Source organism: Cryobacterium breve, from assembly GCF_027594785.1.
Classification (GTDB): Bacteria; Actinomycetota; Actinomycetes; order Actinomycetales; family Microbacteriaceae; genus Cryobacterium; species Cryobacterium breve_A.
This window is the reverse complement of record NZ_CP075584.1, coordinates 2,349,485-2,364,065: the sequence shown is the minus strand read 5'-3', so window position 1 is coordinate 2,364,065 and position 14,581 is coordinate 2,349,485. Positions and strand designations below refer to the sequence as shown.

At 68.4% G+C, this 14,581-nt stretch carries 9 protein-coding genes and 2 pseudogenes; 7 read left to right on the top strand and 4 right to left on the bottom strand.

The annotated features are described in order from the left end of the window. Positions 1-21: 21 nt before the first annotated feature. From KIV56_RS11575 to KIV56_RS11555, 5 genes and pseudogenes are all read left to right on the top strand, one after another. On the top strand, positions 22-1,326 hold the full coding sequence (locus KIV56_RS11575; protein ID WP_281533574.1) for an MFS transporter: 1,305 nt from the start codon (positions 22-24) through the stop codon (positions 1,324-1,326). Next, entirely contained in the window at positions 1,323-2,099 is a 777-nt protein-coding gene (locus KIV56_RS11570; RefSeq protein ID WP_281533573.1) for a sugar phosphate isomerase/epimerase family protein, read from the top strand. The genes KIV56_RS11575 and KIV56_RS11570 overlap by 4 nt, the downstream gene beginning before the upstream one ends. 10 nt (positions 2,100-2,109) lie before the next feature. Next, entirely contained in the window at positions 2,110-3,087 is a 978-nt protein-coding gene (locus KIV56_RS11565; RefSeq protein ID WP_281533572.1) for a sugar kinase, read from the top strand. 18 nt (positions 3,088-3,105) lie between these two features. Continuing rightward, positions 3,106-4,176, top strand: a complete 1,071-nt coding sequence (locus KIV56_RS11560; RefSeq protein ID WP_281533571.1) for a D-2-hydroxyacid dehydrogenase — start codon at positions 3,106-3,108, stop codon at positions 4,174-4,176. Between the two features lie 66 nt (positions 4,177-4,242). Beyond that, positions 4,243-6,645: pseudogene (locus KIV56_RS11555) on the top strand (ATP-binding cassette domain-containing protein). 68 nt (positions 6,646-6,713) lie between these two features. Here KIV56_RS11555 and KIV56_RS11550 read toward each other — a convergent pair. After that, entirely contained in the window at positions 6,714-7,124 is a 411-nt protein-coding gene (locus tag KIV56_RS11550; RefSeq protein WP_281533570.1) for a nitroreductase/quinone reductase family protein, read from the bottom strand. A 60-nt stretch (positions 7,125-7,184) separates the two neighbouring features. On the opposite strand from KIV56_RS11550, the gene KIV56_RS11545 reads away from it, so the two are divergent. Further along, a complete protein-coding gene (locus KIV56_RS11545; RefSeq protein WP_281533569.1) occupies positions 7,185-8,210 on the top strand; it encodes an SDR family oxidoreductase in 1,026 nt (341 codons plus the stop codon). A gap of 23 nt (positions 8,211-8,233) precedes the next feature. On the opposite strand, the gene KIV56_RS11540 is transcribed toward KIV56_RS11545, so the two are convergent. Together KIV56_RS11540 and KIV56_RS11535 are read right to left on the bottom strand one after the other, a co-directional pair. After that, positions 8,234-10,753: a glycoside hydrolase family 65 protein gene (locus KIV56_RS11540; protein WP_281533568.1), complete on the bottom strand. Its 2,520-nt coding sequence runs from the start codon at positions 10,751-10,753 to the stop codon at positions 8,234-8,236. After that, on the bottom strand, positions 10,750-11,559 hold the full coding sequence (locus KIV56_RS11535; RefSeq protein ID WP_281533567.1) for an HAD family hydrolase: 810 nt from the start codon (positions 11,557-11,559) through the stop codon (positions 10,750-10,752). Before KIV56_RS11535 ends, KIV56_RS11540 begins: the two co-directional genes overlap by 4 nt. A gap of 257 nt (positions 11,560-11,816) precedes the next feature. Here KIV56_RS11535 and fucO point away from each other — a divergent pair, with 257 nt between their 5' ends. Then, entirely contained in the window at positions 11,817-12,956 is a 1,140-nt protein-coding gene (gene fucO / locus KIV56_RS11530) for a lactaldehyde reductase (protein ID WP_281533566.1), read from the top strand. A 150-nt stretch (positions 12,957-13,106) separates the two neighbouring features. Here fucO and KIV56_RS11525 read toward each other — a convergent pair. Continuing rightward, a pseudogene (locus KIV56_RS11525) lies at positions 13,107-14,568 on the bottom strand (rhamnulokinase). Positions 14,569-14,581: the final 13 nt, after the last annotated feature.

Here is a 14,581-nt window from a genome sequence, read left to right as displayed (position 1 = left end):
CTCAAGGAAGAGATTCAGTTCATGAGCGAGAAACTCGCATCATCCCGGTGGTCACGGCTCATGCCGGTCATCTTCATCACGTACAGCCTGGCCTACCTGGACCGGTCCAACTACAGCCTGGGCGCCGCAGCGGGCATGGCAAAAGACCTCAACATCACGGCCAGCGCTTCGGCATTCCTGGCGGCGCTGTTCTTCCTCGGCTACTTCTTCTTCCAGGTGCCGAGCGCGAGTTACGCCCAGCGTCGGAGTGCGAAGAAGCTGATCTTTTACGCGCTGATCCTGTGGGGCATCCTGGCCAGTTGCATCGGCATCGTCACGAACATCTGGGTGCTGTTCGTCATCCGGTTCGCGATCGGTATCGTCGAGGCGGCCATCATGCCCGCGATGCTCATCCTGCTCAGTAACTGGTTCACCAGCGGCGAACGTTCCAAGGCCAACACCTTCCTGATCCTCGGCAACCCGGTCACGGTGCTGTGGATGTCCGTCGTCTCGGCCTACCTCGTCAGCAGCGTGGGCTGGCGCTGGATGTTCATCATCGAGGGCCTCCCCTCGATCATCTGGGCGTTCGTCTGGCTGCGCATGATCGACAACTCCCCGAACGACGCGAAGTGGCTGTCCGCAGGCCAGAAGAAGGACATCAACGACGAATTCGCCAGGGAACAGGTCGGACTGCACGCCGTGCCCAACTATCGCGAGGCATTCAAGCAGAAGGCCGTCATCCAGCTGTGCATCCAGTACTTCTTCTGGAGCATCGGCGTCTACGGCTTCGTCATGTGGCTCCCGTCGATCATCAAGACCGCCTCCTCATTCGACATCGTGATCATCGGCTGGCTCACCGCCATCCCCTACCTGCTCGCGACCGTGCTGATGGTGGTCGCCTCGTTCTTCTCCGACCGCCTCCTGAAGCGGAAGCTCTTCATCTGGCCGTTCCTCCTGGTGGCGGCGGTCGCGTTCTACGCGTCCTACCTCGTCGGAACGTCCAACTTCTGGCTGTCGTTCATCCTGCTCGTGATCGCCGGCGGCGCGATGTACGCCCCATACGGGCCCTTCTTCGCGATCGTCCCCGAGATCCTGCCGAAGAACGTCGCGGGCGGCGCGATGGCCCTCGTCAACAGCTTCGGCGCACTCGGATCCTTCGCAGGCGCCTACTTCGTCGGCTTCCTCAACAACGTGACCGGGTCGAACGACGCGTCCTATATCTTCATGGCGCTGTCGCTGATCATTGCTGTCGTCTTCACGATCGTCGTGAAGGCCGTCTCGACGCCGGACTTCAAGCTGCAGGGCACGATCCCCGCCGCATCGACCAGCGCACCGGCCCTCCAGTGAGCGGCTCACGGCGGGTGTTCGTCAACACCATGGTCTACAAAGAGGCCCTCGACGCATCCACCACGGTCCAGGCCGACCTGGTCGCCGAGGTTCGGGAACTCGGGGCCGACGGAATCGAGATCCGCCGAGAGTACCTCTCGCCCGAGCCTGCGGCCCGGAACGAGGAACTTCGCTCGATCGCCGGCTTGGCGACCGAGGCCGGACTCGATGTTTATTACTCCGTTCCCGAGTCGCTCTTCGTCAACGGGGAGACGTCGTCTTTCCTGCCCGGCTACCTCGAAGAAGCGGCGATGCTGGGGGCTCTCAGCGTCAAACTGAACATCGGCGATCCCGGCGACGAGCTGACAGACACCGGGACCCTCTCCGAGATTCTGCGGGCGGCCTCCGCCCGGGTCACGATCGAGAATGACCAGACTGCCCGGAACGGGCGACTGGATGTCGTATCGGCGCTCCTCCGCGACCTCCGGGCCCAGGACGTTCCGATCGGGTACACGTTCGATGTCGGGAACTGGCTCTGGGCGGGGGTCGACCCGGTCTCCGCGGCGCGGGAACTCGGACGCCACGCGACGGTCTTCCACCTCAAGGACATCGACCGCCTCGGTGGTCTGCACTCCGTGCTGCTCGACGAGGGCGACGTCGACTGGCGTTCCGTGCTCGGCGAGATCGGCACCCACGTGCCCGTCGTGCTCGAATACCCGATCCCCGATCGGGCCACCGCGGCGAGCGAACTGGCGAAGGTCCGCCGGGTCCTCGCCGAACCGACAATCGACTGAACGGAACCAGATGCCCAGCACGGTCCAGCGGGACTTCGACGTCGTCACCTTCGGCGAGATCATGGCGATGTTCGTCGCCGACGAGAGCGGTCCGCTCGCGCGGGTCGAACGATTCACCCGGAGGCTGGCCGGCGCCGAATTCAACGTCGCCGTCGGTCTGCGGCGGCTCGGCCACAGCGTCGGGTTCATCACCCGTCTCGGTGCGGACCCGTTCGGTGAATTCGCCCTGCAGCAACTCGAGGCGAACGGCATCGACGTCGGCGAAGTCGACCTGCACGCGAACGAACCGACAGGGTTCCAGCTCAAGAACCGGCCGGGAGAGGACGAGGACCCGCTCGTCGTCTACTTCCGGTCGCATTCGGCGGCGCGCACGCTCGAGCCGACCGCGGCGACAGCGGCCTACGTGCGCCGCGCCGGGCACGTGCACCTGACCGGGATCCCGCTCGCGCTCGGCTCCGGGCCGCGGAACCTCGCCGCCCAGGCCGTCGATGTTGCACGTGAAACCGGTGCGACCGTGAGCTTCGACCCGAACCTCCGCCCCAGCCTCTGGGCAGACACCGCCGAAATGGTGCGCACGATCAACGAGATCGCCGTGCGGGCAGACTGGGTGCTGCCCGGTACGGGCGAAGGGCGCATCCTCACCGGGGAGACCACCCCGGCCGGGATCGCCCGCTGGTACCTGGATCGCGGCGTGAAGGTCGTCGCGGTCAAGGCAGGCTCCCACGGCGCCGAACTCTTCGCCGCGGACGGGACGCACGCGAGCTGCCCGCCGTTCGCGATTTCGGTCGTCGACACAGTCGGTGCGGGCGACGGCTTCTCAGCCGGGTTGCTCAGCGCGGCCCTCGACGGGCTCCCGCTCGCCGACTGGGTCTACCGCGCCGGCGCGGTCGGCGCCCTCGCCACGACGTCGCGCGGTGACCAGGAGGGCCTGCCGGACCGGGCCGGACTCGCTACATTCCTCGAGGCGCATGCGCCCGCTTCCGTATGACCCAAGGAGACTGACACCATGAGCACCGCCCCACTCGTCCCACCCGAAACGCTCCGCGTCGTCGTCGCAACACCGCTCACCGAGGAGCTCTGCCTTCTGATCGAGCGGGCGGAACCCCGCATCGAGCTCGTGCGCGACCAGGCTCTGCTGCCGCCGATGCGCCGCCCTGCCGACTACCGTGGCGACCCCGCCTTCCGGCGCACGGTCGAACAGCAGGCCGACTTCGAGCGGATGCTCGACTCGGCCGACGTACTCTTCGGCATCCCCGACGTGAACCCGGTCGCACTCCGACGAACCGTGGAGGCGAATCCGGGACTCCGCTGGGTGCAGGTGATGGCGGCGGGCGGCGGCTCCCAGGTGAAGTCGGCAGGCCTCGGCCAGGCCGATCTCGACCGGGTCGTCTTCACGACCTCGGCCGGGGTGCACGGCGGCCCACTCGCAGAGTTCGCGATCTTCGGCATCATGGCCGGCGCCAAGCAGCTGCCCGTGCTCCAACGCGACCAGCGCACACACGCGTGGCCGGAACGAAGGGCGCTCGGCCAGGTGCGCGACCAGACGGTGCTCGTCATCGGTCTCGGCGGGGTGGGGCGCGAGGTCGCCCGTCTCGCCAAGGGGCTCGGGATGCGTGTGATCGGGACAAGCCGGGATGACCGGCCCGTTCCCTTCGTCGACGAGCTGATCAGCACCGATGACCTCGCTGCCGGGGCCGCCCGCGCCGACGCTATCGTCGTCGCCCTGCCCGGAACGGCCGCGACCCTGAAGCTCGTCGGCGAGAACGTCTTCGGCGCGGTCCGACCGGGAACGACCTTCGTCAGCATCGGGCGCGGCACCGTCGTGGACGAGGACGCTCTCATTCGCGCCCTCGAGTCCGGCCGGATCGGCTTCGCTGCCCTGGACGTGTTCGCCAAGGAACCGCTCGACACCGCAAGCCCGCTCTGGGACTTCCCGAACGTGGTGATCAGCCCGCACACCGCCGCCCTCGACGCCGACGAGGAACGCCGCATCGCCGAACTCTTCGCCGACAACGCGACCCGCTTCCTCGACGGCCTCCCCCTCCGCAACGTTGTGAACACCGTCGAGTTCTATTGAGTGGATTCTTCCCGGACCTGACCGCCGTTCGGATCGCAGTCAGGTGCGGAGACTAGGGTCGAACGGATGCGTACTCCGACCTCGTCCTTGCAGCCCGTTTCGCCAGCCTCTGGATTCGTGCGTGTGCGTGGAGCCAGGGAGAACAACCTGAGGGACGTCGACGTCGACGTGCCCCGCGACGCAATCGTCGCCTTCACGGGCGTCTCCGGTTCCGGCAAGTCGTCGCTCGCCTTCGGCACGATCTTCGCCGAGGCCCAGCGCCGCTTCCTTGAATCGGTGGCCCCATACGCCCGCCGGCTGATCCAGCAGGGCCACACCCCGCAGGTCGACGAGATCACGGGCCTCCCTCCCGCCGTCGCCCTGCAGCAGCGGCGCGGCACGCCGAGTTCGCGGTCCACGGTCGGCACCCTAACCACCCTGTCGAATTCCGTGCGCATGATGTATTCCCGTGCGGGTACATACCCGGCGGATGCGCCCAGGCTCGAATCGGACTCCTTCTCGCCGAACACAGTGGCCGGGGCGTGCCCGCGCTGCCACGGTCTCGGAATCGCGCACCTCCCGACGCGCGCGAGCCTCGTGCCGGACGGGACCCTGAGCATCCGCGAGGGCGCTGTCGCGGCCTGGCCGGGCGCGTGGCAGGGCAAGAACCTCCGAGACATCCTGATCACCCTCGGCTACGACGTCGACGTGCCGTGGAACGACCTGCCGGAAGAGGCCAGGGACTGGATCCTCTTCACCGAGGAGCAGCCCGTCGTTGAGATCACCCCGCAACGCGACCGGATCGCCAAGCCGTACCAGGGCCGGTTCTGGAGTGCGCGCAGCTACATCCTGCACACCCTCGCCGACTCGCAGAGCCAGAGCCAGCGCGAGCGCGCGCTCCGGTTCGTGGAGTCCGGTCCGTGCCCGGTCTGCGACGGAACCGGACTCACCCCGGCCGCCCTCGCCGTGACGGTGGCCGGGCTCTCGATCTCCCGGCTGGCCGGACTGCCGCTCACGGCCCTTGCCGAGACCCTCCGCCCGCTCACGCAGGCCGGGTCCACCGGACGCGGTGAGGCATCCGCAGGGGTCGAAGCCACGATCAGCCGCGACCTGCTCGCGCGGATCGAGGTCCTGGTCGACCTCGGCCTCGGCTACCTCAGCCTCGCGCGCTCCACCCCGACGCTCTCGCCCGGTGAGATGCAGCGCCTCCGGATCGCGACCCAGCTGCGGTCGGGCCTCTTCGGCGTGGTCTACGTGCTCGACGAACCCTCAGCGGGACTCCACCCCGCCGACGCCGAGCCCCTCCTCGTCGTGCTCGAGCAGGCTCAAGTCCTCCGGCAACTCCGTCTTCGTCGTCGAACACAACATGGACGTCGTGCGCGCCGCCGACTGGGTCGTCGACGTCGGTCCCCACGCCGGAACCGGCGGTGGCGAGGTGCTGTACAGCGGTCCCGTCGCCGGGCTCGCCGAGGTCCCGGAGTCGGTGACCAGGCGGTTCCTGTTTCCCGGTTCCGACACAGCAGATGCCGTGCGCGCGGTGCCCGCGCGGAGGGAACCACACTCGTGGCTCGACCTGCGGGGGGTCAGCGTGCACAACCTGCAGAATCTCGACGCCGCGTTCCCGCTCGGACTCCTCACCGCGGTCACGGGCGTGTCCGGCTCCGGAAAATCCACCTTGATCAGGCAGATCGGCGTCGATGGCCCCGTTGACCGGCTCGTAACCGTCGACCAGAAGCCGATCGGACGCACCCCCGGTCGAACCTCGCCACCTACACCGGCCTGTTCGACGCGGTCCGCACGGCGTTCGCGGCCACACCCTCCGCCCGCAGTCGCGGCTTCGGCGCCGGGCGCTTCTCCTTCAATGTCGCCGGCGGCCGCTGCGAGACCTGCCTCGGTGAGGGCTCCGTCACCGTGGAACTGCTCTTCCTCCCCGGCAGCTACGCCGTGTGCCCGGCATGCCACGGTTCCCGCTACAACCCGGAGACGCTCGAGGTCGACTACCGTGGCAAGACCATCGCCGACGTCCTCGGCCTCAGCGTCGACGACGCCGCCCGATTCCTCGCGGACGTGCCCGCGGCCGCCCGCAGCCTCGAGACCCTCCGCGAGGTCGGCCTCGGCTACCTTCGCCTCGGCCAGCCGGCGACGGAACTCTCCGGTGGAGAGGCCCAGCGCATCAAGCTCGCCTCAGAGCTCCAGCGCGCCCGCCGCGGCCACACCCTGTACCTGCTGGACGAACCGACAACGGGCCTGCACCCGTCGGATGTCCAGCTCCTGCTCGCCCAGCTGAACCGGCTGGTCGACGCGGGCAACACCGTCATCGTGGTCGAACACAACCTCGACGTCATCGCTGCGGCCGACTGGGTGATCGACCTCGGCCCGTCCGGAGGGGACGCCGGCGGGCGCATCCTCGTGGCCGGTCCGCCTGAGGTCGTCGCCGCCTACCCCGAAAGTCGGACGGCGCCGTACCTCGCCCGCCGCCTGAGCAGCTGAACGGAGTTCGAGCCCACGAGAGTCCGCCGTACGTCAGGAGTCCGCCGTACGTCAGGAGCCCGCCGGTTTCAGGCGCGCCGGGTCAGCCGGAGAACGGGGATCCGCCGCCCGATGGCCCGTTCCTGGTAGTCGGCGAATCCCGGCGCCCTCGCGACGATCTTCGCCCAGGCTCGCGCGTGTTCGTCGCCGTCCAGATCGGTCGCCGTGACTCCGACGGTTCCCTCGGCGGTCTCGATCATCGTGTCCGGTTGCTTGAGCAGGTTGAAATACCAGGCGGGGTGCTGGGGCCGGCCGCCGGCAGAGGCGACCACGAGCCAGGCGTCCCCGTCGCGGATGGACATCACCGGGCTGACGCGCTCTGCGCCCGTGCGCGCCCCGGTCGTGTGCAGGAGCACGAGATTGGACCCGAAGCCGGCCGTGGTGACATGACCGTTGTTCTCCCGGAACTCCGAGATGATCTGTTCATTGAAGTCGCTCATTAGACTGCCTCTCGTCGATGAGTCGCCGGTGCAGGGATTTTATAACGGGATGAGGATCTGATGAATGGCGAACTGGTTCTGGTGACCGGAGGGTCTGGCTTCGTCGGTGCGCACTGCATCGTGCGGCTCCTCGCCGCGGGCTACCGGGTGCGCACGACGGTGCGCTCCCTCACCAGGGAGCCGGAGGTCCGTGCGCTGGTCACCGCCGGCGGGGCGGATGCCGGCAGCGCCCTCTCATTCACCGTCGCCGACCTGCTCTCCGACGCCGGGTGGGCGGAAGCGGTCAAGGGCTGCGCCTTCGTCCTGCACGTCGCCTCCCCCTTCCCCGGACGCCAGCCTGCCGACGAGGATGAGCTCATCGTGCCCGCCCGCGACGGCGCACTCCGGGTGCTCCGGGCGGCGCGGGATGCCGGCGTGCAGCGGGTCGTGCTGACCTCCTCGTTCGCCGCCGTCGGATATGGCGCCCAGCATCCGGACCGCCCGTTCACCGAAGACGACTGGACGGACCCGACCGCAGCGGTGAGCGCATACGTCAGGTCGAAGACCATCGCCGAACGTGCGGCCTGGGACTTCGTCGCCCGTGAAGGTGGCGACCTCGAGCTCACGGTGATCAACCCGGTCGGGATCTTCGGCCCCGTACTCGGGACGGACCTCTCCAGTTTCGTCGAGCTCCTCCGCGGACTCCTGACGGGTGCTGTGCCGGCCGTGCCCCGGATCGAGACCAACATCGTCGACGTGCGCGACGTCGCCGAGCTGCACGTGCGCGCGATGACGAGCCCGCTTGCGGCCGGCGAACGGTTCCTCGCCGTCGCCGGACCCCCGATGACCTTTCCCGGGATCGCCGCACTGCTGAGGTCGAACCTCGGCGATGTCGCACGGCGGGTTCCCCGCCGGGTGCTGCCGACCTGGCTCGTCCGGGTCCTCGCGCCGTTCAGCGCCCCGCTCCGGCAGGTCGCCCCGCAACTCGGCACGACGAGGAGCGCCTCGAACGACAAGGCCAGGCGGATGCTCGGCTGGGAGCCCCGATCCAACGAAGAGGCCATCCTCGCCACCGCGGAGAGCCTTGTGCGCCTTCGGCTCCTCTGACCGGCGGCGCACGAGAGGTGGGGTCAGTCGACCTGGTCCATGAAGTCGGTCAGGTGCGCGATCGTCGGGATCGACGAGGTGATCACGGTGCCGTCGTCGCGACGTCCGCCCTCGATCGCGGCCGGCGACGGTGCCCCGGGAGTGCGGGCGCCCTGGTGCTCGAGCGGGACGATGACGGGCTGGCCGAGACGGACGGTGAACGCCGGCGCCCCACGCACGGCGAGCTTCGCCTCGACGCCGGCCTCGACGGTCACCTCGACCTCGTCCTGCCTGAGGTCGATCCGGAGCCGGGTGCCCTTGAGCGTGATCCGGAAGGTGAGACCCTCCCAGCCTTCGGGTAGCCGAGGGTCGAGGGTGACCCGGCCGTTGTGGTCGCGCAGGCCGCCGAATCCGTAGACGAGGGCGCTCCAGACTCCGCCGGCGGATGCGACGTGAACGCCGTCCGCCGCGTTGTGGTGCAGGTCCGCGAGGTCGACGAACAGCCCGGAGGTGAAGTACCGGAGCGCGAGCTCGTGGTACCCGACCTCGGCAGCGATGATCGACTGGACCACGTCGGACAGGGTCGAGTCGCCGGTCGTGAGCGGGTCGTAGTAGTCGAAGTCGGCGAGCTTCTCCTCCGGCGTGAACTGGTCCCCCTGCAGGAGCAGCGCGAGGACGACATCCGCTTGCTTGAGCACCTGGAAGCGGTAGATCACGAGCGGGTGGTAGTGCAGCAGCAACGGCCGGTTCTGCGGAGGCGTCTGGGACAGGTCCCAGCGTTCCTTTTCGAGGAACTGCGCGTCCTGCGGGTGGATGGCGAGGCCCTTGTCGAAGGGAATGTGCATCGCCTCGGCGGCGAAGGCCCACTCGGCGACCTCGGTGTCCTCGAGGTTCAGCCGGGCGACCATGGCGTCGTAGGCCTCGCGGTCGATGTACCGCAGCCGGCGGACGGCGGTCACTGCGTTCCGCAGGTTCGAGCGCGCCATGATGTTCGTGTACAGGTTGTCGTTGACGACCGTCGTGTACTCGTCCGGCCCGGTGACGCCGTGGATGTGGAACACGTCGTTGCCGTGCCCGTTGCCGCGCCAGAAGCCCAGGTCCGCCCACATTCGGCTCGTCTCGACGAGGATGTCGATGGCCTCGCGGGCGAGGAAGTCCTCGTCGCCGGTCGCGGCGACGTACTGGCTGAGCGCATAGGCGATGTCGGCGTCGATGTGGTACTGCGCCGTGCCCGCCGCGTAATAGGCGGACGACTCGAGTCCGTTGATCGTGCGCCACGGGAACAGGGCGCCGAGCTGGTTGAGCTCCGTCGCGCGGTCCCTGGCCTTGTCGAGCATCCCGTGCCGGAAGCGCAGCGCATTGCGGGCGGCGTTCGGTGACGTGTAAGTGAGGAACGGCAGCACATACACTTCCGTGTCCCAGAAATAGTGGCCGCCGTAGCCGGACCCGGACACACCCTTCGCGGAGACGCCCTGGCCGTCGGCGCGCATCGAGGCCTGGGCGAGCTGGAACAGGTTCCAGCGCACGGCCTGCTGCAGCACGGGCTGCCCGGGAAGCTGCACGTCGGTGCGCGCCCAGAAATCGGTGAGCCATTCCTGCTGGCGGGCGATGAAGGATTCGACGCCCTCGTCCCGCGCCCGGTCGAGGGTGCGGTCGCAGCGGTCGGCGAGCTCGTGAGTGGGCACGCCCGCGGAGGTGTGGTAGCTGAGCGTCTTCGTGATGTGGATCGAATTGCCCTGCTTGGCCTTGATCGTGTACACGTGCTTGGCGAGGTCGTCGCCGATCGCCGAGGACTCGACGTACTCGTTGACGGTCTCGATCGCGTGGTCGGCGGCGCAGGCGATCGTCATGGCCGAGTTCGTGCAGCGGAACCCGAGGATGTACCGGCCGCCGGAGGCGCGCTTGAAGCGCGGCTGCAGCACCCGATCGGTGAAGGATTCCGCCTTGCGCGGGTCCCAATCGGTCGTCATCGAGCCCTTGGGCCGGTCGTACTCGCTGATGCCGTCCTGGCGGTTCAGGATCTGGCTCGAGATCACGACGGACGCATCCGCGTCAAGCATGGTGACCTCGTAGTCGATGATCGCGAGGTGCCGGTCGGTGAACGACACCATGCGACGGGAGCGGATCAGGACGCGCTTGCCCGATGGCGTGCGCCAGACGAGGGAGCGCGAGAGGATGCCGGTGGTGAAGTCGAGCCGGCGCTCGTAGCTGAGCAGCTCGGCGAGGGTCAGCACGAGCGGTTCGTCGTCGACGTAGACGCGGATCATCTTGGCGTCTGGCGCGTTGACGATCGTCTGGCCCACGCGGGCGAAGCCGAAGGCCTCTTCCGCGTGACGGATCGGCCAGGTCTCGTGGAAACCGTTGATGTAGGTGCCGTGGACGTGGCCGTCCCTGCCCTCGTCGACGTTGCCGCGGAGGCCGAGGTAGCCGTTGCCGACCGCGAAGAGCGTCTCGGTGCGACCGATGTCGGCTCCGGAGAATGCCGTCTCGACGAGCGCCCATTCGTCGACCGGGAAACGATTGCGGTCGAGAGGGTCCAGGGTGACCTCTTCCGTCAGGTTCATGCGGTGGCCTCTCGAGTTGCGGTTTCGGGTGACGTGCTGAGCTCGGACGGGCGGGGCACCAGTTGATCGAGGTCTGAGACGACGATATCGGCTCCGGCGTCCAGAAGGGTCTGCGGGCCGACACCGCGGTCGACTCCGAGAACCAGCCCGAAATCACCGGCCCGGCCGGCCTGCACCCCCGACTCGGCGTCTTCGACGACGACGCACTCCGCGGGCGTGAGACCGAGCAGCTCGGCGCCGAGTTCGTAGGTGTCCGGCGCGGGCTTCCCGGCGAGCTTGCGTTTGGCGGCGAGGTTGCCGTCGACGAGGATGCCGAAGCGGTCACGGATGCCCGCTGCCCCGAGGGTGAGCTCGCCGTTGCGGGAACTCGTGACGACCGCGACCTGCAGCCCGGCCTTGACCACGTAGTCGAGGAAGGCGAGCGAGCCGGGGTACGGCGTCACGCCGTCTTCCGCGAGGGTCTCGTTGAAGGCCGCGTTCTTCCGGTTGCCGAGGCCGCACACGGTGTCCTGCGTCGCGGCATCCGTGGGGTCACCGTCTGGCAGGCTGATGCCGCGGGAGGCGAGGAGACTGCGCACGCCGTCGTAGCGGGGCTTGCCGTCGATGTACTTGAAGTAGTCGGCATCGCTGTACGAGGGGCTCACCCCCTGGTCCTCGAGATAGGGGGTGAAGAGCCGTGACCAGGCGACCATGTGCACGTCGGCGGTGGGAGTCAGCACGCCGTCGAGGTCGAAGAGCACGCCACGCAAACCGAGGAGTCGGTCGCGGGCCTGGGCGGGCGAAAGTGGAAACGTCGGAGAAGTCATAGACGGGAGGCTCTTCTCGATAGATGCCTGGAACTGGAGGCGCCGGGGAACGGTTATGGACTGTATTCGCCCGGGTGTCGACATCTCGGCGGCGGTGGCGAGGATCGCGAGCGACGCCTTCCCACCGGGTCCGGGGTGGGCCAGCGCCTGAGTACAAAACAAGCCTATGCCCTGTGCCTCCGGCGAGTAGACTTTCTCTAAGTGAAACGATTCAACATTGAACGCACACAGAGAGAAGTCAGACAATGATCACTCGCATGATCTGGAACCAAACGGCGCATTTCGGCGCAGGGGCCATTAGCGTCATTCCCGGTGAAATAGCCTCCCGTGGCTTCACCAAGGCCTTTGTGGTCTCAGACAAAGTGCTCGTCGCGACCGGCGTCACCGGCAAGGTCACGACCCTCCTCGAGGATGCCGGAATCCCGTATGAGGTTTATTCGGACGTCACCCCGAACCCGCCGATCGAAGCGGTCAAGCGCGGCGTCGCGGCCTTCGCGGCTTCGGGCGCCGACGTGTTGATCGGTATCGGCGGTGGCTCGCCCCAGGACACCTGCAAGGCCATCGGCATTATCACGAACAACCCGGAGTTCGCGGACGTGCGTTCCCTCGAGGGCGTCGCGGCCACGAAGCGGGCCGCCGTTCCGATCATCGCGGTGCCGACCACGGCGGGTACCGCATCGGAGACCACGATCAACTACGTGATCACCGATGTCGAACGCTCGCGCAAGTTCGTCTGCGTCGACCCGCACGCGATCCCGATCGTCGCCGTCGTCGACTCCGAGATGATGTCCTCCGCGCCGCGCTCGCTCAAGGTCGCCACCGGCCTGGACGCGCTCACCCACGCGATCGAGGGCTACACGACCAAGGGCGCCTGGGAACTCTCCGACCTCTTCCACCTCAAGGCGATCACGATGATCGCCGAGTCGCTCACCGCGGCCGCCGACGGCGACCCGGTCGCCGCGGACCGCATGGCCCTCGCCCAGTACATCGCGGGCATGGGCTACTCCAACGTCGGCCTCGGCCTCGTGCACGGGATGGCCCACCCGCTCGGCGCCTTCTACAACGCCCCGCACGGCGTGGCCAACGGCATCCTGCTCGCCCCCGTGATGGCGTTCAACGCCGACGCGACCGGCGAGCGCTTCCGCGACATCGCTGTGGCCTTCAAGGTTCCCGGCGCCGCAGAGCTCTCGCTCGAGGATGCCCGCACCGCGGCCGTCACTGCCGTCACGGCGTTCGCCCGCGGCCTCGGAAACCCGACGACCCTGCGCGAAATCGGTGCCAAGCAGGAGGACCTCCCCGCGCTCGCCCAGGCCGCCTTCGACGATGTCTGCACCGGCGGCAACCCGCGCGACGTGACCGTCGAGCAGATCCTCGCGCTGTACACCTCGATCTACTAGCCCGGCGAGTCACCTTTCCGGTCGAGAGTTACCCGTATACCGGGCACTCTCGACCGGAAAGGTACGCCTCGGGTTGGTGGATTCAAAACAGGAGCGGCCGGCGCGTGTGCGCCGGCCGCTCCTTTCTGTTTCCCCTGTTTCCCGTGCCGGCTAACGGCTGACGAGAGTCCGGGCCGGCGTGTACCGATCGGGCGCGAAGCTGCGGGCGACGAGCGCCCGCAGCCTCCTCGAGCGAACCGGTGACGAGGCCCTGGGCCCTGGCCTGCACGAGTACGTTGCCGATCGCGGTCGCCTCGACGGGGCCGGCGAGCACGGGCAGCCCGATCCGGTCGGCCGTGAGCTGGCAGAGCAGACGGTTCTGCGAGCCGCCGCCGACGATGTGCACCACACGGACGTTCTTGCCCGAGAGCACGCCGGCCTGTTCGACCCCGCGCGCGAAGGCATCCGCCAGGCTTTCGAGGATCGAGCGCACGAGCTCGGCGTTCGACCTCGGCACGCGCAGGTCGTGTTCGACGCAGTAATCACGGATGCGCGCGGGCATGTCCCCGGGCGCCAGGAAGCGCTGGTCATCGGCGTCGAACACGGCGACGGGCCCGGTCACCTCGCCAGCCGCACGGAGCAGGTCGGCGAGGACGATCGTCTCGCCGGCGTGCTCCCAGGTGCGGATCGACTCGCTCAGCAGCCAGAGGCCCATCACGTTGTGCAGGTAGCGCACCTGGCCGTCGACGCCGCCCTCGTTCGTGAAGTTGGCCGCGCGGCCGGCCGTGCTCAGCACCGGGGCCTCGAGACTCGACGCCGACAAGCCCCCAGGTGCCGCAGGAGATGTAGGCGAAGTCCTCGCCCTGCGCGGGCACGGCCACGACGGCGGATGCCGTGTCGTGCGACCCGATGGCCGTCACGTCGATGGGGCCGCCGGCCCGGATCTCGCCAGCGACGTCGGGCAGCAGGGAGCCGATCCGGGTGCCCGCGTCGACGAGCGGGGGAACATCCGCCTGTCGAAGCCGAGGCGGTCGATGAGGGGGTCGTCCCATTCGCGGGTGCGCACGTTCAGGAGGCCGGTGGTCGAGGCGTTCGAGCGCTCGGCGACGGCGGTCCCGGTGAGCCAGTAGTTCAGGAGGTCCGGCACGAGAAGCACCTGGTCGGCCTGGTCGAGCGAGCCGGCGGTCAGGTCTGCGGTGAGCTGGTAGAGCGTGTTAAACGGCAGGAACTGCAGTCCGTTGGCCACGTAGAGTTCTGCGGGGGTGGCGACCCGGTGGACGAGATCGACGGCGGGCTGGGTGCGCGCGTCACGGTAGTGGTACGGGAGCTACAGCATCCGACCCTGGCGCAGCAGCGCGTAGTCGACCGCCCAGGAGTCGACGCCGATGCTGACGAGGCCGGGTTCTTCGGCGACCGCGGTCGTGAGGCCGGCGAGCACGCTCCGGTAGAGCTCGACGATGTTCCAGTGCAGCGATGGATGCCCGTCCTCATTGAGGCGGATCGGCCCGTTCGGGAACCGGGCCACGGAGCGGAGGCTGATGCCCTCGCGCCCGACGTGGCCGAGCATGACCCGGCCGCTCGTGGCGCCGAGGTCGACGGCCGCGACGACTGCGGCATCCGTGCTGGTGGTCATCTTCGTACTCTCT